The sequence below is a fragment of the Cytobacillus sp. QJM3NY_8 genome, assembly GCF_056173585.1.
This window is the reverse complement of record NZ_CM149681.1, coordinates 2,177,579-2,197,544: the sequence shown is the minus strand read 5'-3', so window position 1 is coordinate 2,197,544 and position 19,966 is coordinate 2,177,579. Positions and strand designations below refer to the sequence as shown.

Genomic DNA, 19,966 nt, shown 5'->3' with positions numbered 1-19,966 from the left:
CCCTTTAATCATAATGAACCCACTTTTTCTGAAGAACCATTTGGATGGCTGTAATAATTAAAATGACCGCTAATAAAAGAACGGCAATAGCCGCAGCATATCCTTTATCATTTAATACAAATGCATGCTGATAAAACAAATAGACTATAGACTGTGTACTTTCAAGCGCGGTGCTGCTTTTCCCAATCATCATGAAAATCAAATCGAATACTTGAAAAGCACCAATCAGTGACATAATGGACACAAAGAAAATAACCGGTGAAAGCAGCGGCAGTGTAATTTTAAAAAATACAGTGACAGGGCCTGCCCCATCTATTTCTGCTGCCTCATAATACATCTTTGGAATACCTTGCAGCCCTGAAAGAAAAATGACCATATTGTAGCCAATACCGCTCCAAATCGCTACTGCGATAATCGAATATAAAGCAATATTGGGATCACTTACCCACTGTGGACCTTCAATTCCGGCCAATGATAATAAATAATTAAACATCCCATAGTCTGCGTTATATAGCCATTTCCAGACCATCGCAATGGCAGCTGGCATAGTGATGACTGGTAAAAAGTATAAAGTACGGTAAATAGATTTACCTTTGATATTCTGATTTAAAAGAACTGCCACAATAATGGAAAGGAAAATTCCAATCGGCACGGTAAAAATGATATAGATGCTTGTGTTTTTAAATGCTTGCAGGAGAGTTGCATCCTCAAGCAATCTCTTATAATTGTCTAAGCCTGTCCATTCATACTGTCCAAATGCACCCCATTCGGTGAAGCTAAAGTAAAAATTCTGAACAATGGGCCAGAGATAAAAAATAAACAATCCCAGCATTGTAGGTGCAATCATAAGATAAGCCCAAAAATAGTCTGAACGCTTCCTTGTTTTGGCGAGGCTCGAAACCTTTATCCTTTTGGCTGATTTTACTTCTGTCTGAAGAGGTACTTCCTTCAAAGTCATCCCTCCTTATTAGAATGGAAGAGAAGAATAGCAAAATCCTTCTCTTCAATTAGTAATTACTTGGACAATGCCTCATTTGCTTTCTTTGTCAGCTCTTCTGCTGCTTCTTCAATACTTATTTCCTCACTCCACGCCTTTTTAAGTACATCTGTTTCGTACTGCCAGATTTCCCCCGTGTTTTCCACACTTGGCAGAGGCACTGAATATTCTGCTCCATCAATAAATGCTTGAAGGTTTAAATTAGGGACTGATTCTTTCCATGCATCCTGTGTACCATTAAATGCAGGAATAACGGTTCCTGTCTTGGCATAGACTTCTGCTGCTTCTTTAGAACCAAGGAATTGAACAAACTTCCAGGCTTCTTCTTTATGTTTTGTATTCGAAGATATTACATTGGAAAGCCCGTGAATAGAAACGGCACGTTTTTTCCCTTGTGGAACCACCGCTACATCTAAATCGGGATTTTTCTTATATTCAGGAACCATCCAAGGACCATCAAACATCATCGCTATCTTTCCAGAAGAAAATAATTCAGAAGCCGCAGTTTCGGTCATCTGTGCTTGAGTAGGAGAGAGTCCTTCTTTAATAAAGCTGACATTGTATTCTAATGCCTCGATTGCTTCAGGCTGGTCGAACCCTACAGACTTACTATCCTTAGAAATGATATAGCCGTCATTCTGCCAAATGAAATCATAATATCCGCCTTGATTCCCCATCAATGCCGCATAGCCCCAAATTCCCTTTTCTTTGTCAGTCAACTGTTTCGCAGCTTCCTTCAATTTCTCCCAATCCCATGTTTCATCCGGGTAGGACACTCCAGCTTCATCGAAGATTTTCTTGTTATACCATAGCCCAGTTGTATCGTAATCTTTAGGGATCCCATAAATATCTCCTTCTACCGTGTACAGATCAATCAATGATTCCGGATAATTATCTAAGCTATAGTCGTCCTTTTCCGCCATTTCACTTAATGGAAGAATGACCTTCCCTTCTGCATACTGAACAACGTGTGCACCATTCATCCATAAAACATCTGGCAAAGCACCTCCCGTTGCCGCTGTTTCGAGCTTTTGAAAGTATTGGCCATAAGGAGTGATTTCTGTTTTCACTTTAATATCCGGATATTTTTCATTAAATAGCTTAATAATTTCTTCAATCGCAGGAACCTGCTTTTTATCCCAAAAACCATACGTAATCTCAACCTTGCCATCTTTTTCTCCGCCGGATGCTGCATCACTATCACTGCAGCCAGATAAACCAATCAAACCTAATACAACGGTTACCAGCATGATGATCCATTTCTTCATCCCATTTCCCTTCTTTCCTAAAGTTTTTTGTTAACCTAACTCTAAACATAAGGGGTTTATCTCTAGATGAATCAAAATGTTATGGACAATATGACTTTTATAACGTTCACCACCTCCTTGGATAACGTTTTCCAAACACCCATTTTTCTGCATTAAGAACAATCTTAACTGGCCAAATATATTACAACACTGCTTAAAGAGCTGTGCTCAAAAACTTTTAAACTTGTATATTGCCAATTAAACCAAGATAATATTCATCTATATTGATAGATTGTCCCTGGTTTAATCGTGACTCTTCCGCCGCGAATGCCATTAGATGACTTCTTACAGATGCGGAAACAGAAGTAATACTGTCATTTTTATTTCCGTTCCGGACTTCTTCCAGGAAAAGTCTCATAATTCCGCGGTCTCCACCGCCATGCCCGCCTATTGGCAGACCAAAATGGATCACAGTTTCCTGCCTGGTTAGGAAATCATAAATTGTGATTTTATTTTCTTCCATGTTCCCGCGGATTTCACCTTTGGTTCCCATTATTTGTACGATTCGAGTTTGTTCTCTTGTAAAGCCGCACATGCTGAAGGTTGCAGTTGCCCCGCCATCGAATTCCATATTGACGACCTGATGGTCAACGACATTATTATCTGAACGATATACACACTTTCCATAAGGGGTTTTATTCAAGGCTTCAATTATGCCTTCATTTGTATAGTCTTCTGTGAATTTTTTTGCCCATCCTCTTCCTTCACCGAGATAATACCGTCCTGCATGGAATGGACACTCCAGCTCGGCAGGACAACCATCCAAGCATCGCAATGGGGCTCCTTCCGGGGCATTTTCCGCTTTAAAATGCATCAGGGATCCATACGAACTTAATCGTTTACATGGTTTTTCCAGTATATATGAAATGATATCCATGTCATGACAGGACTTCTGGAGGATCATCGGACTTGATTTTTCTTTGTTATTCCAATTGCCTCTTACAAAGCTGTGTGACATATGCATAACTTCAACATTTTCATTTAATTGAAGAGATACAACATCACCGATCTCCCCTCTGGAAATTACCTTCTTAATAGCTTTCCAAAAGTCGGTATACCTGAGCACATGGCAGATGGTCAGCTGCCGGTCATATGTTTTAGCTTGCTGTTCCATTAATATACATTCCACCGGGTCTGGTGACATTGGTTTTTCCAAGAGGACATGATACCCTTGCTCTAAAGCTCTCATGGTAACTTTGAAGTGATTTCTATCCAGGGTGCAGATAATGGCAATATCGGCAATTTGTTTGTCCAGCTGTGAGATCTCTTCCCATGATTCATAGCAATTTTCATTTGGAATCTGATGTTCTTGCTGGATTCTCCCTCTCCTTTCCTTATTTGGTTCTGCAACAGCAATAATCTTTAGTTCATGCGGATAATCGAGCGCATACGGTGCATATGCTCTCGCCCCTCTGTCTCCAGCTCCTATAAGGAGCGCTGTCATTGTCTTCATGTAAATTTCTCCTCTCTATTGAGCCAAATAAATCCGGAAATTTTCCGTTTTTTATCCAAACGTTTTCCGAGTGTTTTTAAAAAAAAGAACCGATTAGGTCCGTTTTTTAGAAGATGATTCACGAATAACTAACTCGAATGGTAAAATAATTTTGATTGGCAGTACTACTTTTCCCTCTACCATTTCCATAATCGTTTTCGCGGCCATTTTCCCCATTTCATATTTTGGGATTTCTACTGTTGAAAGCGGCGGTGATGAATATTTCCCCATTTCAATATTATCCACTCCAAAGAAAGCAATATCTTCGGGTATTCTTAACTTATTTTCTATAACTGCTCTCATTGCGGCCAGTGCCATTATATCACTTGCACAAACCATAGCTGTCGGCAAATCTCCCGGACTGCTTTTAATGAGCTGATTCATTCCCTCATAACTGTTTTCCATTTTCCATCTGGTATTGATAACCCATTCATCCCGAATAGAAAGGTCTGCTTCTTTCATAGCATATTGATAACCTTTAAATCGTAATTCTTCATTTAAGTCCTGGAAGGCTTCATTAATTCCACCGCCGATAAACCCAATATCACGATGCCCCAGACTCACTAAATGCTGTACAACTTTTTCCAATGCGGCCACACGATTATAATCTATTATGGCAATATCTTTATCGGAATAGTAGAAGTCAAGTCCCACAACAGGAATCGTTTGCTGTATGTAATCAATTAAGCTCTCATCAATACTGTCTATCAGCAGCAGTCCTTCAATACCCAGATCATGAATGGTCTTAAGAAGAAGTGCTTCATTCTCAATCTCATCCTTCGTAATACTTATCAATGTATAATCATTTTCTGTTAAATTATCACGAATACCAGTATAGATATTAGAAAAGTATGGGTTGATTTCAGCCTGTGTAGGATTGGCAACCCATCCAATTTTCATTGTCCTGGCATCATTTTTATTTTGTCTGTTGTTAACGAGATTTCTTGCATGCTGATTAGGTGTATACCCCAGCTCTTTGACAGCCTGCCAAATTTTATTTCTCGTTTCCTGGTTAACATTCCGTGTCTGGTCATTCTGAATGACTCTGGAAACAGTAGAAATAGAAACTCCAACATACTCCGCAATATCCTTTAATCTAACCACAAAACACACCTCTAGGCTGTAACTTCCTGCAGTAATCGCCGGAATTTTTTGAATTTAAATAGACTATAGCACCTGGATTTATTTTAAGTCAATAGCTTTTAATATTTATTTATTTCTAATAAACTCCTTCCAGGCTTTAATCCCACCCACTAAAACAGTAGCATTGAATTCTTTTTCAGAAAGGACGGCTGCACACCGAGCAGCTGAATTTCCTGTTGTACATGCAACAATTATTTCTTTCCCCTGTGGCAAAGAGTCAGTTTTGGCATCGAAAGTGTGATTTAAGATATGTGTTTTTGGTATATTTAAACTTTCGATGTTAGAACCTTCTAAATGATACGCTTTGTATTTTTCCTCTGCTCTTACATCTAATAAGGTGACATTCTCTTGCTTCATTTTTTCATATAATTCTTTTGGAGTAATTTTGTTAAGTGCCAATTTAATCTGCTCCTTCAATTTAACTTTAATTTAATTTTACGACAGATGGAAGGATTTCTCACGATTCAAAGAATTAAGATAGGACGTCCACGCTGCACAATACCATTTACAGTATGGACAGACCCATTTGTTTTTCATTTTTAAGCTTTATTATTCCCACTCACACCTAACACCTGTCTTGCCATCTCCACATATTCCTCCTCCCCGGAAACTATAGCAAACTCTGCTATGGCAACTGGAAATGCTGCTTCCAATTCAATGATGTGCTCTTTCATCTTAGGCCAGGTGTATCCCCCTGCTTCCCGATATGCTTTAATGAGGGATTCAAGCCCATCTTCACCGAATGCTTTATATTGGAATACAAAGTCATTTGATATATCTGAGACCTTTGCTTCAGTCCAATCTATTAAACCTGTTACATTTGCGTTTTTATCAACTAAAGTATGGCCTGCATGTACATCACCATGAATAAACCCCGTTTCCATTGGCCACAGCTCATCATCGGTTAACCAAGCCTGCCATCTTCTCCACAGCGATTCACCTGCTCCGAATTTTGCCTTTACTGCATCCATGCGCTCTCTCATTGACTGTCTCAGCTCTTCTGGTGTATGAACCACCAATCCAGCTTCGGCCGCCTGATCCTTTGGAATACTATGAATATCAGCCAATGCCTTTCCAAGGGTTTCATGAAAACTCTTCGGCACATTATTGATATCAATTTCCCAAACATAGTTTTGAATTTCATGGTCGATTGTCCCGGCAGGTATTCCATTTAACTTCTTATATGCAATCAATTCATTCGTATAAATGGACCAGTCTGGTGCCTGGTAATTCGTTATGTTCTTATTCACCAAATCTAATGCTTTTTTCTCATCCTTCGTTCTTGGCATAACATCATCACGTCTGGGAAATCGAAGCACCCACTCATTTTCCTCCAGATCAAATGCAAAAACTACCTGAAAGTCCATCCCTGATTCATTAAATACTAACGTGTCTCCCTTAAGCATCAGACCATGACGTTCTGCAATTTCTATCACTTGCTTTTTCGTTCTACTCATTTTTTCACAACCTAACTTTTAAAAATAATACTGGTATTAAAGATTATCTTGTAAGTTCTTTTGCTGCAGCATTGAAAAGAATTTCCTGAACTGCTGGATAAATCTCCTCACCAAGATCTTTTTTATGAATAACCATTGCTAAACATGCTCGTATTACACCCGCGATTACTTCTACATCTTTATTTATGATTTTGTTAAGTTCCTTATTCTCCTTTATAAATTCCATAAGGGGAACAATGCTTCTTAAAGTATTCGTTGCTGTATATTCGTGATTTATCTTTCGGGAAACCAGGTTGTATTCTTCCAGATTGGTGATTAATCTCTGTGTTAATACATTTGATTCCAGTGCAGAAGACATTTCATCAAGCAAAACTTTTATGGCTCTGCCTGTATCCTTTTCCTGTTTCACTTTTGGCCATACCTGTCTTTCAACACTTTCCCCTTCTAAAGTTAATAACTCAAGGTAAAGCTTTTCCTTTGATTCAAAAAATACATAAAAGCTGCTTTTTGCTATAGATACAGAAGATGTTATTTCTTCAATGGATGTATTTTTCAGCCCCTTTGCTATAAAAAGCTGATGTGCATTCCGCAGCATATCCTGCCTGATTCTTTCCTTTTCTGCTTCAGAAAATTTCGGCATTTTTTTACACCTCCGGCTTAAAGATTCTCATAAACATAAAAACAATTTGATTATTTGTTTTTATAATATGCAAACTCAAAATAAATGTCAAATAGAATATAGGATTACAAGAACAGGAAGAACTCTACGCAATCCTCCATTGCCCGCTGTCAAAGCTGTCAGATACAAGCACAAGCAATTCTAAAAATCTATAAGGACAATTTATATTCGGACAATTAACATTATCCCGGTCAATATAGATTACTTTAAACGTAGTCTACGGCTTTTAGGACTCCTTCAGAATTGAATTTAACATGGATTCAATTCTGAAGGAGGATATTATCCAGAAAGTTATTAGTTTTACAAAAACACATATATATTCTCTAACATATACGGGAACTAACGAATGGACCAAAAAAGTAAAAGGAAAGGCATTATTCAATTGAATAATGCCTTACTCCCCAAGTATTTACTTAGTTGATCCCCACTGCATCAAATCCCGCATGAACGGCTGCTTCTTCCACGCTGCCTTCACCATATAGATCAATGGCGGACTGAACGATTGCCTGTCGCGCGTCACTAAAATCAGAATTTGAGGTTAAGTAAACCGTTAAAGCACGGTAGTAAATTTTTCCTAATTTCTCCCTTCCAAGTTCTTGACCAATCAAGTATGCAGCATGGTTGGTAATAGAGGAGTTCACATGTACACCGCCATTGTCCACATTAAGCGGCATATTATAAAACTCATCCATATGATCCGGATATACTCCGCTTCCATAGGCTGCTCTTTGAGGGTTACTTACTACAACACTGTTTGGATCACTTAAGCTGCGCAATCTCGTTACACCATCAGCTTTGGCGCTTGGGGCCATAATGTCCTCACCCATTTCCCAATCTTCATCATCAACAAGTACACCAAAGACATCGGCAAATGATTCATTCAGTGCACCAGATTGATTCCGGTACGCCAGATTAGCAGTATGGGAGATAACACCATGCGTCATTTCATGTGCCGCAACATCAAGTCCCGCTGATAATGGGATAAAGAATTCACCATCTCCATCCCCATAGGTCATAAAACGCCCATTCCAGAATGCATTGTTGTAATTGCTGCCATAATGAACATACGAATTAATAGCCATTCCTTCCCCATCGAGGGAATTGCGGCCATGCTCATTTAGAAAATAATCATAGACCTTTTCAGAATTATAATGGGCATCAACAGCAGCACGATCATAATCGCCAATAAAGGCAGCGGAATTCCCAACATAAAGAGTATCATTACTAGAATTTCCATCATTTTTAGCATCATAGGTAAGAATCCCACCGAGATTTTCATGAGAATAATCTGCCAAGGCAAACTTTGTACCTGAGGCCTCTTCCTTTACTCGGGTAATATGCAGCTCCCTGTGGTCACCATGTACCCCTTTACCAAAACCTTTTTGTGTTTTGTTTTCTTCAGCATGCATTATGCCATTGTATTTATCAATAACATGGCCTGTCTTTGCATCAACAAACACAAACCAGTTCCCAGGCTCTTCCCCCATGAAGTTCACATTTACTTTATAAGCTGTATGATTCTTTCCTTCAAATGGATAGACAACAAGCTCGGAAGTTGGGGTATATGTAAGTTCTTTTGGAGCACTGACAGCGGATAAGGCTTCTTTTATTGCAGCATCATTGCTTAAGGAAACAGACGAGTCCACTGCATCATCGGCAATTGCCTGATTTACTCTTCCATTAACGGATACTACTTCATGTTTCTCATTATAATGGACAGTCACTTCAGCCCCTTCAACAGTCACGCCATTAACTGCCTGTTTGAAGCGGACGTGAGTCATTCCGAGTTCATCCTTTTGAACATTTTTCAATTTCAGGTTTTTATCCGGATTTTTAATTCCTGTTTTATCCTGATTTTTCTTCAAATAATTTAACGCGTTTGAAGGGCTGCTGGAAGAGAATTTTGTTGCAGATCGCTCCTTAACAAACAATGGGACACTTGCATTCTCATTCCACTCCTTTAAAGCTTGTTGATGATGGTCGTTTGCTGAATCTGCCGGCTTGGCAAAAACATTTACAGGGATCGACCCCGCCAGTAGAGCGGACGACAGTAATACGGGTAAAATCAGCTTTTTTTTCAAACTTTTGACCTCCTATTATTTAGATACTCTAAATTATAGAATAGGAGAGTATAATTTAAATGAATAATACGAATTATTTTTATATTATGAATTTTGTCGATTAAATAGTGAAAATTTACCAAATTGAATCTTAATACAGGATTCAACTCATCAACTAATTTATTGCACAGACTCTTATACCACTGAATAGTATATATTTACAAACAGTTTCTCTATTACTCTTCAAAAGCATAAGGTTGGCAGTTTGCAGCAGATATTCAGTCATGAAGCGAAACGTACATATCACCAGTACATACCTAAGTTAACCTGGCTGCATCAAAGAAATGGTGAGGTAACGCAGTGAAAAGCAATATACGACAACATTAAGAAAAGAAAAGGATAAATCCTATTAATGGATTGCTGGATGACAGCACCCTTTTCTAAAAAAGATATGCCTATTAATCTATTAAACAATAGTTGGTATGAAATTTTACCTTATAAAAGTATTGAGGGATTTAATTACTTCGAAAGGGGGAAAGATCATATGGGAAACATACATAATACGTTTGGTTTAAACAAATTCAAAACAATGAAAGAAACATCAAAAGCTGTGGAATTTAGAAATATCGTAAACGGTGAAGTCATTTATCTACTTCCAAACAAAGAAATTACGATCGTTTTAAACCCGAAAAAAGTTGAAGGAAATAAGGAACTGGAGGAAAAATCCACAGGTCTTAGTCATAGTACTGCTCTCAGGGAATTCCCTAAAAGGGAACACACAGGAAATGGACCGATTTGCTATGGTTATGCATTTAAATTTTTATCCGTTGAGGAATTAGATGTATTCTTAGATGAGTTAACTAAATTATAGTTTTTTTCAATGTGCCTGCCCCCAAATTACAAAAGTCTGGGGCAGGCACCTTGCTTATTTCTTCTTCTGCCTAAACAAATCCACCGATTTATACCCTTGTGATAAAATCTCCACCATCTGGGCTTCGCGTTTCTCACGTGTTTTCTGCTGCTTAACAGAAAAGACATAACGGGCCCAATCCCTTTGATAGCCAGGGGTTAATTCCAGATAAAATTTCAATTCATCTGGATAATTTTCTAATAGCTTTTCAATGTCTTTCACGTTATCCTCGTAATCAGCTACACATTGACTCGGGGCGGATGACTTTTTTTCTTTCTTTTTCTCCCGTTTTAATCCAACAACAGTAAAGACATCATCCATACTCACCATCCGTGAGAATTTCACATCGCTATTCCCCACAAATCCATCTTCGCCTACTTTCATGGCTGGAAAAATCTCATCTCTGTGAACGAAGGTATCATACCGCTTGTTCCCTTTTTTGGGGTAAGCGAAAAATAAATATCCTTTATCAAGAAGCTGATCCTCATGGATAACTGTTTGAGTATGCTTCACCATTTCATCAATCGTTTCAACAAAAATGAAAATGGCATCATGCTCTCCTGATAATTCCGTCTTAAATCCATTAAATATATCATAATCACTTGGCTGATTTAGCACAGCCATATTTTTATATTTGCTCAGCTTTAATTTATCTATGATTGTCATAACTTGCTCCTTTTTAACTTTGGTCTTTAGACCGAACACTTATCTCAAAACAGTGTTTAATTTTGCGGTTCGACTTTACTAAAATCATCACTTCTCTAAATAGCTTTTCAAGGAATCCAGATCTTTCGCACAGGCTTTTTTAAAAGCACCAGCTATCATCTTTCCAAACAGCTTTGACAAACCAGTAAGCCCCTTTATCTCACCTACTAAAGTAACCTCTGAAGCATCACCTGCTGATTCGATTATGTAGGTAAATATAAATTCTCCTTTTCCTGTTGTCCCTTTGGTCCCGTCACAGCGAAGGACAATTTTGCAGGGCTCATCAAGATCAATAACTTCAAAATGTTCAGTAGCCTCGTTTCCAAACATTTTCCTTGTCTCTTTCCACTGACTCCCCACCTTCAATGGCCCGCTTTCGAACCGCTCTATTCCAACTAGGCCTTGCATCCAGTCCTTGGCCGAATCAAGATCAATTAAACCGTAGTAGGCCTTTTGTGCAGATACCTGAATGGTTCTTTTCACTTCAAAACGGATACTCAAGCAAACTGCCCCCTCTCAATAACTAATAAGAATCTCCATTTCACACTAATATTTTATTATATAATTGTCATTACTTTTAGTATATTTTATACTTCTATTAAATTAAGTAATTTCTGTGATATGAAAGGATGAATGAAAATGAGTGCGGAGCAGCAATCGACTTCAAGCCTACCACTGAAAGAAAAAGCAGTATCTTTCCTGCAGCTCGTGGCATCAGGCCAAGTCCGCGAAGCCTACCAGTGTTACATCAGCCCTGGTTTTACTCACCATAATCCCTATTTCAAAGGCGATGCAGATACACTCATGCTCGCGATGGAAGAGAATGCAGAGAAAAACCCTGACAAAATACTTGAAGTCAGACTCGCAATCCAGGAGAATGAAACCGTCGTGGTTCATTCCCATGTGAAGCAGAATCCAGAGGATCGCGGAGGAGCCGTCGTACATATCTTCCGGTTTCAAGGTGGCCAAGTGGCTGAGCTTTGGGATGTTGGGCAGCCTGTGCCTGAGGACTCACCTAATGAGAATGGCATGTTTTAATCTATTTTTATGAACTACCAGAAAATAGGTGCCCATCCAAGAATCCAATAATTTATGAGCCGGACAATGCTCTTATAACCTTTTGCTTACCCCAGCTGAAAATTTTAGCACATTATCACTTTTACGCGTTTTCACTTTAATTAGTTGAAATTACATTCTGAATTGTATAAAATTAAATTGGTCGAACCCTCACAATTCGACCCCCTATTATCCATTGGGCTTAGGAATTTTCTAAGCTCTTTTTTAATGATGCTTCCATAGGTGCTTGTATAAGATCAATTGAAACTGAAAAACCTATCCTTGCAATGGATGTGCGTATCAGCTTTGTTTTCAATAGGAGGATTACTATGGAAAATGTATTCGATTATGAAGATATTCAATTAATTCCCGCAAAAAGTATCGTCAATAGCCGATCTGAATGTGATACAACGGCATTCCTGGGGGGACGTGCGTTTAAGCTTCCGGTGGTGCCTGCTAATATGCAGACGATTGTAGATGAGAAAATTGCCATATACTTAGCAGAGAACGGGTATTTCTATATCATGCATCGTTTCGAACCGGAGAAGCGAATTTCTTTTATAAAAGACATGAAGGCGAGAGGGCTATACTCTTCGATCAGTGTAGGGGTCAAAGAAGGCGAATATGCATTTATACAGCAGATTGCTGATGAAAAGCTTTCACCCGAATACATTACCATTGATATAGCTCATGGCCATTCCAATGCTGTCATCCAAATGATCCAGCATATTAAGAAATACCTTCCTCAAAGCTTTGTGATTGCCGGCAACGTCGGCACCCCCGAAGCCGTCAGAGAATTAGAGAATGCTGGAGCTGATGCTACAAAAGTTGGCATAGGACCTGGCAAGGTGTGCATCACAAAGATTAAAACTGGATTTGGGACGGGCGGCTGGCAGTTAGCTGCACTTCGCTGGTGTGCAAAGGCAGCAAGCAAGCCGATTATAGCTGATGGAGGTCTTCGCACCCATGGTGACATCGCTAAATCGATTCGATTTGGTGCAACAATGGTGATGATTGGTTCCTTATTTGCAGGACATGAGGAATCTCCTGGAAAAACCATCGAGAATGAGAAAGACGGAAAGCTCTATAAAGAATACTTTGGCTCAGCCTCTGAATTTCAAAAAGGCGAAAAGAGAAATGTTGAAGGCAAAAGAATTTTAGTAGAGCACAAAGGATTTTTAGCAGATACCCTGAAAGAAATGGAGCAGGATCTTCAGTCCTCCATTTCTTATGCAGGCGGCAACAGGCTGGATGCCATCCGCCATGTCGATTACGTTATTGTTAAAAATTCGATTTTTAATGGTGACAGGGTTTTTTAACCCCTAATTTATAAAACCACAGAAGATGCCTTCCTTTTCCCATAAGGAAGGCATCTTCTGTGGTCTCAGCATTCTCTTTTAAATTGAACAAACACATATTATGTACACTTTGAGGTTAAGATCCTATAGACTGCTCTACTGCATTTTCCCAGCTCGGAAAATAATACAATGCATTTTTCATTAACTCTGGGTTTGATTTTTTTACTTGCTTCTTTCGGGGCGGCTGCCCTTCTTTTTCCAACAGTTCAGAGATCCCGGTCAATACTTCTTCAACACTCATGCTTGTTTCCACATCATTCCTCCTTTTTGAATTCAACTATATAATCTCCATATGACGAAAAATTATTCAGTATTCCTTCAAAATGATTCTTCCGTATTTAGCTAGTATTCTATCTTGTACAAAAATCGCGACTAAATAAGTAATAAGGTTCCGGATTAAAAGATTAGTTTCATCCCTTCGTGACTCGCCATAAACCCCAGCTTATGATAAAAACGATGTGCATCATCACGCTCCTTATCAGTCGTCAATTGAACAAGACCACACTCCTCAGACTTTGCTATGGCAATCGCTTCTTTAAACAAGGCTTCCCCCACCCCTTTACCACGGCAGTGCTGATCAACACGCACCCCTTCAATTTGTGCTCGTTTCATCCCTTGACGTGCCAGCCCAGGAATGATTGTTAATTGAAGGCAGCCAATCACAGCCTGACCGTCTATCGCCAAAATAATCTGATTTCCCGCCTGTGCTTCTATTGCCTTAAATGCTTTATAATAACAATCCGGCAGCGGGTCTTCATACCTCTCACGCTTTGCTCCTAATTCATCATCGGCAAGCAAGCGGACAATAGCTTGTAAATCTTTTTCATCTGCATTTCGAAAATGCATTGAAAATCACTCCTTCAGCTAGAAAATATTTAAATGCATCACTGATTACTTTCTATGAATATTTTATTTTCCCTTTATTAGGATATTTTCACAAAACCTCTGCATTTCACCTAAAAAATCAATAAATTTAAATTTTTAATTAAAATTATTAATTTTTTTCATTTTAATTATTTATTTATTTGATTCATTATTATATAATCAATTCAAATAAAAGGAAGGAATTTCATTATGGCTTATAAATTAATCACAGATTGTCCTGTTTGCAGTAAAACATTGAAAATTACAAAGCTGCAGTGCTCTCATTGTCACACAACGATTGAAAATGAGTTTGAATTATCTAAACTGGCATCATTATCAAAGGATCAGCTTCATTTTGTGGAAGTATTTTTAACATGCAGAGGAAATATCAAAGAAGTTGAAAAGGAACTGGGGATATCCTATCCAACGGTTCGAGGCAAGCTAACAGACATCATATCATCCCTCGGATATGTACAGAAGAAGAAGAATGAAGCAGATGAGAAAAAAGTTGTCACCATGTTGGAAAATGGCGAAATCACACCAGAAGAAGCCATTAAGCTATTAAAAGAGGAATAGGGAGGATTTATCATGAAAGAAGAAATTACGAGAGTGTTAACAATGGTTCAAGAAGGGAAGATTGATGCAGATAAGGGATCAGAACTGATCCAAATATTAAAAGATAAAGAAGAAACAGGTAATAAGCCAGCATTAAAAACAACTAAATATTTAGATAAAACTTTAAAAATCCGTGTTGTATCCGCCGAAAATGATAACGTCACGGTCAATTTGCCAATAAAACTTGTTAAGGCAGTATTAATGGCTGGACACAGCATCGCAGCGAGTATCCCTCAGTCAGAAAAATACGTTAAAGATATAGACATAAGCCTTATTATCGAAGCAATCGAAAATGAATTAGACGGCCAAATCGTTGATATTAAATCGGCAAACGGAGATACCGTTTCGGTCATCATTGATTAGTGAGTTGATTATGCTGCATGTAAAAGTGAAAGCAAAAGATGTTCGGTTAACCATCCCAATTCCATATGCAATTTTAAACATTGCTATTTCCATTTTTTGTTCAAAATTGTTTCATCAAAATGTAAACAAATGGACAAAAGTGCACTTCGAAAGAAAAAGACTGGACTTTACATTTCCATTAATAGATAAAGAAGCGCTAAAGCCTATTGTCAAGGAACTGAAAAATCAAAAGGGGCTCGTGATAGTAGATGTCAAAGCTAAGGACGGTTCTGAGGTTCAGGTAAGACTATAATTTATTTACATCTATCACTGACTGGATTTAAAGAAAAAGCCTAATTTCTGGCTTACAATACCAAGATAATTAGGCTTTGTTTCCTTTATTCCTCTTCATTTTTAAAAGTTCCATAGAAATATTTTCATTAAAGATAGGCCTCTGCGGCTTTTCCCAGCCTGCGAATCCCCTCAGTTATTTCCTTCTCATCCGCATAACTGAAGGAAAGGCGCAGAAATTCCGTTCCGTCTGCCTGGTCTTTGAAAAAGTACTTGCCAGGAATAAAAGATACCCCCTTTGCCAGGGCATGTGTCAGCAGTTCCGATGTATCGGCACCGGGAATTTTCATCCACACGAAGTACCCCCCTTCGGGCACATACCAGGAAGCTGATTCAGGAAAGTACTGTTCCAGTGCGGAGGTCAGAACATTGCATTTGGACCGGTATGTATCTCTCATGGTTACTAGTTTATTATTTAAATCAGTGTTTGCTAAATAAACAGCCATGGCAGCTTGAGCAAACGGATGGTTCAGATCTTTTTTAAACCAGGCGCATGCATGGATTATTTCACTTGCGCCCGCTATCCATCCTATACGCATGCCCGGGGCCACTATCTTGGATAAGGAACCAACATGCAGAACTTGAGAGTTTTGATCCATTGCTTTTAAAGTGGGGAAACTTTTATTAAATGATAATTCCCCATAAGCATCATCCTCAACTATTAGGAAATTATATGTTTTGGCAAGCTCCAATACATGCTGCCGGCGCTCTCCTGTCATCGTAGTGCCTGTAGGATTTTGAAAGGTTGGGATTGTATAAAGAAAACGCGGCAGAGTGAGCCCTTTTTGCTTCCTATCCTCTAGAATCTCTTCCAATACACCTGTTTGAAGTCCGTGCTTGTCTACAGGAATACTAATTATATGTTTGGTGTAATTTTGGAAAATTTCTAAAGCCTCCATATAAGTAGGTGATTCTATTGCCACGATTGACTCCTCATCCAGGAGAATGCGGGCAATCAAATCGATCGCCTGACAGGCACCTGAAGTGATCAAAAGCTCTTTTTCCGTAACAGATACCCCCCGCTCTTTCAACCTCTTTAAAACCTGTTCCTTGAGTTTTATTATTTTGGGACTTCCTATATAATGGAGCGGCAAATCATGTTCTTCCTCTAATAAACTGTTAACAGCTGCCTTTACCTCTTCATCAGGTATAAGGGCAGGAGCTGGATAGCCGCAATGCAGGCGTATACACTTATCTGGAATCTCCGGAATCCACTCCCCAGGGGGAGTATTCTGAAGCGCCCCTTTGATATTATCAGGAAAAAAAGAACCAGCACTCATTGTATCCACACCCTTCCAGCAGTTTTATTATTCATTATAAACTTCTTGCCTGAGATGCTCCACAAAAACTATATAAGCAAGTGCTCCTGGAAAAGTTTTTTTACTTTTGCCCAATCTTCCTTTATGACACTATACAGGACAGTATGACGAATAGTCCCTTCTTTTCTTATCATATGATTTCGAAGAATGCCTTCTTTTACCGCACCGATTCGTTCTATCGCTTTCTGTGATCGGATGTTTTCATGTCCGGTTTTGATTTGGACGCGATTAAGTGACAGTTCTTCAAAACAGTATTTCAATAACAAATATTTACAGTTTGTATTGAGATTCGTGCGCCAATAAATAGGGTTCATCCAAGTGGAGCCGATTTCAAGATGTTTATGCTGGGCTGAAATATCGAGAAACCAGGTAGCGCCAATGATCTTCCCTGTATTTTTATGGATAATGACAAAAGCAAAATCGGTGCCTTGCTCCCGTCTTTGTATGGCATCTTTGACATAATGAATGACCCGGCCTTTCTCAGTTAAATCAACAGACATATGGTCCCATATTCGTTTATCCTGAGCTGCTTCACAAATTCCTTCAACATGATCAAGTTCCATAGGAATTAACTGCACAACATTGTTTTCTAATTTTCGCATGCTTTCACTCTCCTTGAATCAATTAAAACCGATTTCTGGTATGATAAAAATAACCAAAAATGATTTTTAATATAATACCAGGGAATGATTTGATGGAGCTTCAAATTCTGCTTTCGGAAAATGGAATAAAGTATAAAGAAATCTATGAACAAATTCGGCTGGCGATTTTAGATAAAAAATTGTCAGCTCATGCAAGACTTCCTGCAAAGCGGAGGCTGGCTGAACAATTAAACGTAAGCATCATAACTGTTCAGATGGCTTACGAACAATTGCAGAGTGAAGGGTACTGTTATTCAGCAGAACGCAAAGGCTATTTTGTTTCTGAAATTCAGGATGAAATGCATTATAGTCAGATTAATACAATGGACTTGGAGAAAAGAGATCAGCAAGAGTTTCTCATTAATTTTAAAAATGGGCAGATTGATGCCTCTGCCTTTCCTTACAAACAATGGAATAGACTTTATCGAAAAGAGCTTAAGGAATCCAATGCCAGCAATGGCCCGTGGCAGGGTGAATATTCTTTGCGTGTTCAAATTGCACAATACCTTCAGCAAGCTAGAGGGCTAGCCTGTCAGCCGGAACAAGTGTATCTATTCAGCGGATTTCAGCCGCAGCTGTTAAATGTCTGTTTGTTTTTTAAGCGGAAAGCCATCGGGATTGAAGATCCAGGTTTTATTCGGGCAAGATCTGTTTTTGATCAATTACAGCTGCCTTGTTATCCGATTTCTGTGGATGAGGATGGATGCTGTGTGCCTGATGCTGAAGAGCCAATAAAATTATTGTATACGACACCTGCTCATCAATACCCTACCGGTACAATTATGTCTATTGCCAGAAGGATTGAGCTGTTAAATTGGGCAATCAAACAGGACGCTTATATTATCGAGGATGACTATGATTCTGAATTCCGCTACAAAGGGGCACCAATCCCGGCATTGTCCCATTTGGATTCAACCGGGCGGGTACTGTACTTTGGCACCTTTTCAAAAACATTGCTGCCATCACTTCGGATCAGCTATCTGATTATGCCAGTATCTCTGCAGCAAGACTTTGAAAAATTTAATGCTTACCAAAAAACGAATGTTTCAAGAATCGATCAGCAGGCTGCTGCAAAATTTATGGAAGAAGGACTTTATACATCTCATATAGCAAAAATGAGAACGTTATATCGATCCAAGCGGAGCTGTTTAATAGAAAGCCTGTCAAAACACTTAGGAGACCACTTTGACATCATTGGAGATACAGCGGGCTTGCATATCATCGTGAAATTACCCGAAGGATTGAATGAAGCGAAAGCAATTGAACTGGCAAAGTCGGCAGGTGTTGAAATCGATGCTGTTTCGCCTATGTATCAGCTGCACAAGCCAAACCATCATGTGATGATTGGATATGGCGCACCCTCGATGGACGAGATTGAGAGAGGAGTCCAGTTAATCGCTAAATCATGGAAAAGTTGTCTGAGCAACTAAGCTAAGCTATAAATTCCACAATTTAAAAGGGCGTTTATCCTACGGGATAACGCTCTTTTGCCGAAGCAGCAAACATACACATCTTTTCCTTAACCGCTGCCATAAAATCAAACATATTCATCCCCTGGATTTGCTGAAATTTATACAAGTCCTGGTTATAGTACATATGAATATGCCTGCCGGTGATTCCCCTTTTTTCTTCAATGGAAGTTATATTGATATACGCAAATTCTTCAACTAAATCCTTGGTTGTTCCTGATGCAGGAATTCCATAAAACAGCAGTCTTTTGTTTGTTGCCGCAAAGAAGCCTGGATGCGGTGCTAAACAGAAATGAGCCACTAATGAACAGCTTAGACATTCAATAATGGTTTCACCTTCATACAATACATGTTTAACCTGATTTTTAACGCTACTCATGGAACGTCCCCCCTTAATAAACTATCAAACCGCTGTCTTCACTGCCAGTATCAGCCCAGTAGACCAATCCAATTCTGTAATGTCCAGGTCAGGTCTGTTCTGCAGTGTTTTCAGGAGTTTAGTGGCTTTGATCCGAAATTCTTCAGGCAATTTCTGCTGCGGAAACACATCATGAATCACATAAAAACCGCCGATATTTAAATGATCCAGGGTTTTGTCCAGAAGCTCGAATTTCCCTGGCCACGTATCTGCAAAAATAAAATCGAACCTTTCCGACAGGTTTTGAATAAAAGCTGCTCCGTCCTCACAGCAAAATGTAATTCTGCTGTCATACCCGAGGTTTTTTTTCGCGATGGATTGAACTGTCGAATCTATGTCAACGGTCGTTAGCTTACTGCTTTCATCCATCCCATCTATGATCCAGGAAGCAGATGCCCCCGTACCTGTGCCCAGCTCCAAAAAGCTTCCTCCTGGTTTGGAGGCAGCCAGCCCCTTTAGTAAAAACCCTGTTTTTCGATCACATGATTGCCCGAAACCCAGCACATCAGAATCCTGTAATATTCTCGAATATGCTTCCGGTACCTGTATAACACTGTTTTCCATTTTGTTTTTCCTCCTCTTTCTTCGTTATTATCTAAACCGAGCTCAACCTAAAAAGAACATCAAAAAAAGGCCTCTTTATAAGAGGCCTTTATTATCAAAAACGACCTCTTATCTCCCAGAGCGTCAACTCTGTTGGAATTAGCACCTTCCTGACATAATCAGGGGTTGCTGAGGCTTCGCAGGGCCAGTCCCTCCACCTCTCTGGATAAGAATTTGTAT

General features: G+C 39.1%; 23 protein-coding genes and 1 riboswitch. Of the genes, 7 read left to right on the top strand and 16 right to left on the bottom strand.

Features of this window, described 5'->3' with window-relative positions; translation table 11 throughout:
• Positions 1 to 4: 4 nt before the first annotated feature.
• The 8 genes from AC0VZ9_RS11500 to AC0VZ9_RS11465 all read right to left on the bottom strand — a co-directional run bounded on the left by AC0VZ9_RS11500 (position 5) and on the right by AC0VZ9_RS11465 (position 9,156).
• A complete protein-coding gene (locus AC0VZ9_RS11500) occupies positions 5 to 958 on the bottom strand; it encodes a carbohydrate ABC transporter permease (protein ID WP_475397417.1) in 954 nt (317 codons plus the stop codon).
• A 56-nt stretch (positions 959 to 1,014) separates the two neighbouring features.
• Positions 1,015 to 2,265 carry an ABC transporter substrate-binding protein gene (locus AC0VZ9_RS11495; RefSeq protein ID WP_475397416.1) on the bottom strand — a complete coding sequence of 417 codons (1,251 nt, stop codon included), beginning with the start codon at positions 2,263 to 2,265 and terminating at the stop codon, positions 1,015 to 1,017.
• A 217-nt stretch (positions 2,266 to 2,482) separates the two neighbouring features.
• Positions 2,483 to 3,757: a Gfo/Idh/MocA family protein gene (locus AC0VZ9_RS11490; protein WP_475397415.1), complete on the bottom strand. Its 1,275-nt coding sequence runs from the start codon at positions 3,755 to 3,757 to the stop codon at positions 2,483 to 2,485.
• 93 nt (positions 3,758 to 3,850) lie between these two features.
• Positions 3,851 to 4,900: a LacI family DNA-binding transcriptional regulator gene (locus AC0VZ9_RS11485; RefSeq protein WP_475397414.1), complete on the bottom strand. Its 1,050-nt coding sequence runs from the start codon at positions 4,898 to 4,900 to the stop codon at positions 3,851 to 3,853.
• Between the two features lie 105 nt (positions 4,901 to 5,005).
• Positions 5,006 to 5,338 (bottom strand): rhodanese-like domain-containing protein, encoded by a 333-nt coding sequence (locus AC0VZ9_RS11480; RefSeq protein WP_475397413.1) that lies wholly within the window; start codon positions 5,336 to 5,338, stop codon positions 5,006 to 5,008.
• A gap of 140 nt (positions 5,339 to 5,478) precedes the next feature.
• Positions 5,479 to 6,396, bottom strand: coding sequence for a macrolide 2'-phosphotransferase (locus AC0VZ9_RS11475; protein WP_217025201.1), 918 nt, complete (start codon positions 6,394 to 6,396; stop codon positions 5,479 to 5,481).
• Positions 6,397 to 6,439: 43 nt separating this feature from the next.
• Positions 6,440 to 7,036: a TetR/AcrR family transcriptional regulator gene (locus AC0VZ9_RS11470; protein WP_009330504.1), complete on the bottom strand. Its 597-nt coding sequence runs from the start codon at positions 7,034 to 7,036 to the stop codon at positions 6,440 to 6,442.
• Between the two features lie 452 nt (positions 7,037 to 7,488).
• A complete protein-coding gene (locus tag AC0VZ9_RS11465) occupies positions 7,489 to 9,156 on the bottom strand; it encodes a M4 family metallopeptidase (protein ID WP_217025203.1) in 1,668 nt (555 codons plus the stop codon).
• 523 nt (positions 9,157 to 9,679) lie between these two features.
• Here AC0VZ9_RS11465 and AC0VZ9_RS11460 point away from each other — a divergent pair.
• The gene (locus tag AC0VZ9_RS11460; RefSeq protein ID WP_019381989.1) at positions 9,680 to 10,006 is read left to right on the top strand and encodes a hypothetical protein; all 327 of its coding nucleotides are present in this window, start codon (positions 9,680 to 9,682) and stop codon (positions 10,004 to 10,006) included.
• 54 nt (positions 10,007 to 10,060) lie between these two features.
• Here AC0VZ9_RS11460 and AC0VZ9_RS11455 read toward each other — a convergent pair whose 3' ends face one another.
• Both AC0VZ9_RS11455 and AC0VZ9_RS11450 read right to left on the bottom strand, forming a co-directional pair.
• On the bottom strand, positions 10,061 to 10,711 hold the full coding sequence (locus AC0VZ9_RS11455; protein ID WP_217025214.1) for a YdeI/OmpD-associated family protein: 651 nt from the start codon (positions 10,709 to 10,711) through the stop codon (positions 10,061 to 10,063).
• Between the two features lie 87 nt (positions 10,712 to 10,798).
• On the bottom strand, positions 10,799 to 11,251 hold the full coding sequence (locus AC0VZ9_RS11450; protein ID WP_251266612.1) for an SRPBCC family protein: 453 nt from the start codon (positions 11,249 to 11,251) through the stop codon (positions 10,799 to 10,801).
• A 138-nt stretch (positions 11,252 to 11,389) separates the two neighbouring features.
• Between AC0VZ9_RS11450 and AC0VZ9_RS11445 the strand changes: the two genes are divergently transcribed.
• On the top strand, positions 11,390 to 11,788 hold the full coding sequence (locus AC0VZ9_RS11445; protein WP_251266613.1) for a nuclear transport factor 2 family protein: 399 nt from the start codon (positions 11,390 to 11,392) through the stop codon (positions 11,786 to 11,788).
• Between the two features lie 347 nt (positions 11,789 to 12,135).
• On the top strand, positions 12,136 to 13,125 hold the full coding sequence (gene guaC, locus AC0VZ9_RS11440) for a GMP reductase (RefSeq protein WP_009330510.1): 990 nt from the start codon (positions 12,136 to 12,138) through the stop codon (positions 13,123 to 13,125).
• A 115-nt stretch (positions 13,126 to 13,240) separates the two neighbouring features.
• Here the strand turns inward: guaC and AC0VZ9_RS11435 are convergent, their stop codons facing one another.
• Complete coding sequence (locus tag AC0VZ9_RS11435; protein ID WP_019381986.1) at positions 13,241 to 13,417, bottom strand: hypothetical protein; 177 nt, start codon at positions 13,415 to 13,417, stop codon at positions 13,241 to 13,243.
• Between the two features lie 143 nt (positions 13,418 to 13,560).
• Complete coding sequence (locus AC0VZ9_RS11430; protein WP_009330512.1) at positions 13,561 to 14,010, bottom strand: GNAT family N-acetyltransferase; 450 nt, start codon at positions 14,008 to 14,010, stop codon at positions 13,561 to 13,563.
• Positions 14,011 to 14,238: 228 nt separating this feature from the next.
• Here AC0VZ9_RS11430 and AC0VZ9_RS11425 point away from each other — a divergent pair, with 228 nt between their 5' ends.
• Genes AC0VZ9_RS11425 through AC0VZ9_RS11415 form a run of 3 tightly spaced genes read left to right on the top strand, consistent with a single transcriptional unit; the run spans position 14,239 to position 15,298 of the window.
• On the top strand, positions 14,239 to 14,604 hold the full coding sequence (locus AC0VZ9_RS11425; RefSeq protein WP_009330513.1) for a DUF2089 domain-containing protein: 366 nt from the start codon (positions 14,239 to 14,241) through the stop codon (positions 14,602 to 14,604).
• Positions 14,605 to 14,616: 12 nt separating this feature from the next.
• Entirely contained in the window at positions 14,617 to 15,006 is a 390-nt protein-coding gene (locus AC0VZ9_RS11420) for an SHOCT-like domain-containing protein (protein WP_019381985.1), read from the top strand.
• Positions 15,007 to 15,016: 10 nt separating this feature from the next.
• On the top strand, positions 15,017 to 15,298 hold the full coding sequence (locus AC0VZ9_RS11415) for a hypothetical protein (protein WP_217025221.1): 282 nt from the start codon (positions 15,017 to 15,019) through the stop codon (positions 15,296 to 15,298).
• Between the two features lie 127 nt (positions 15,299 to 15,425).
• On the opposite strand, the gene AC0VZ9_RS11410 is transcribed toward AC0VZ9_RS11415, so the two are convergent.
• Positions 15,426 to 16,616, bottom strand: a complete 1,191-nt coding sequence (locus tag AC0VZ9_RS11410) for an aminotransferase-like domain-containing protein (protein ID WP_009330516.1) — start codon at positions 16,614 to 16,616, stop codon at positions 15,426 to 15,428.
• A gap of 68 nt (positions 16,617 to 16,684) precedes the next feature.
• Positions 16,685 to 17,257 (bottom strand): GNAT family N-acetyltransferase, encoded by a 573-nt coding sequence (locus AC0VZ9_RS11405; protein WP_251265109.1) that lies wholly within the window; start codon positions 17,255 to 17,257, stop codon positions 16,685 to 16,687.
• Positions 17,258 to 17,349: 92 nt separating this feature from the next.
• Between AC0VZ9_RS11405 and pdxR the strand changes: the two genes are divergently transcribed.
• Positions 17,350 to 18,726, top strand: a complete 1,377-nt coding sequence (gene pdxR / locus AC0VZ9_RS11400) for a MocR-like pyridoxine biosynthesis transcription factor PdxR (RefSeq protein ID WP_475397411.1) — start codon at positions 17,350 to 17,352, stop codon at positions 18,724 to 18,726.
• A gap of 34 nt (positions 18,727 to 18,760) precedes the next feature.
• Here the strand turns inward: pdxR and AC0VZ9_RS11395 are convergent, their stop codons facing one another.
• On the bottom strand, positions 18,761 to 19,144 hold the full coding sequence (locus AC0VZ9_RS11395; protein ID WP_019381982.1) for a PH domain-containing protein: 384 nt from the start codon (positions 19,142 to 19,144) through the stop codon (positions 18,761 to 18,763).
• Positions 19,145 to 19,168: 24 nt separating this feature from the next.
• Entirely contained in the window at positions 19,169 to 19,747 is a 579-nt protein-coding gene (locus AC0VZ9_RS11390) for an O-methyltransferase (protein WP_475397409.1), read from the bottom strand.
• 105 nt (positions 19,748 to 19,852) lie between these two features.
• A riboswitch (SAM riboswitch) is annotated at positions 19,853 to 19,959 on the bottom strand.
• Between the last annotated feature and the right edge of the window lie 7 nt (positions 19,960 to 19,966).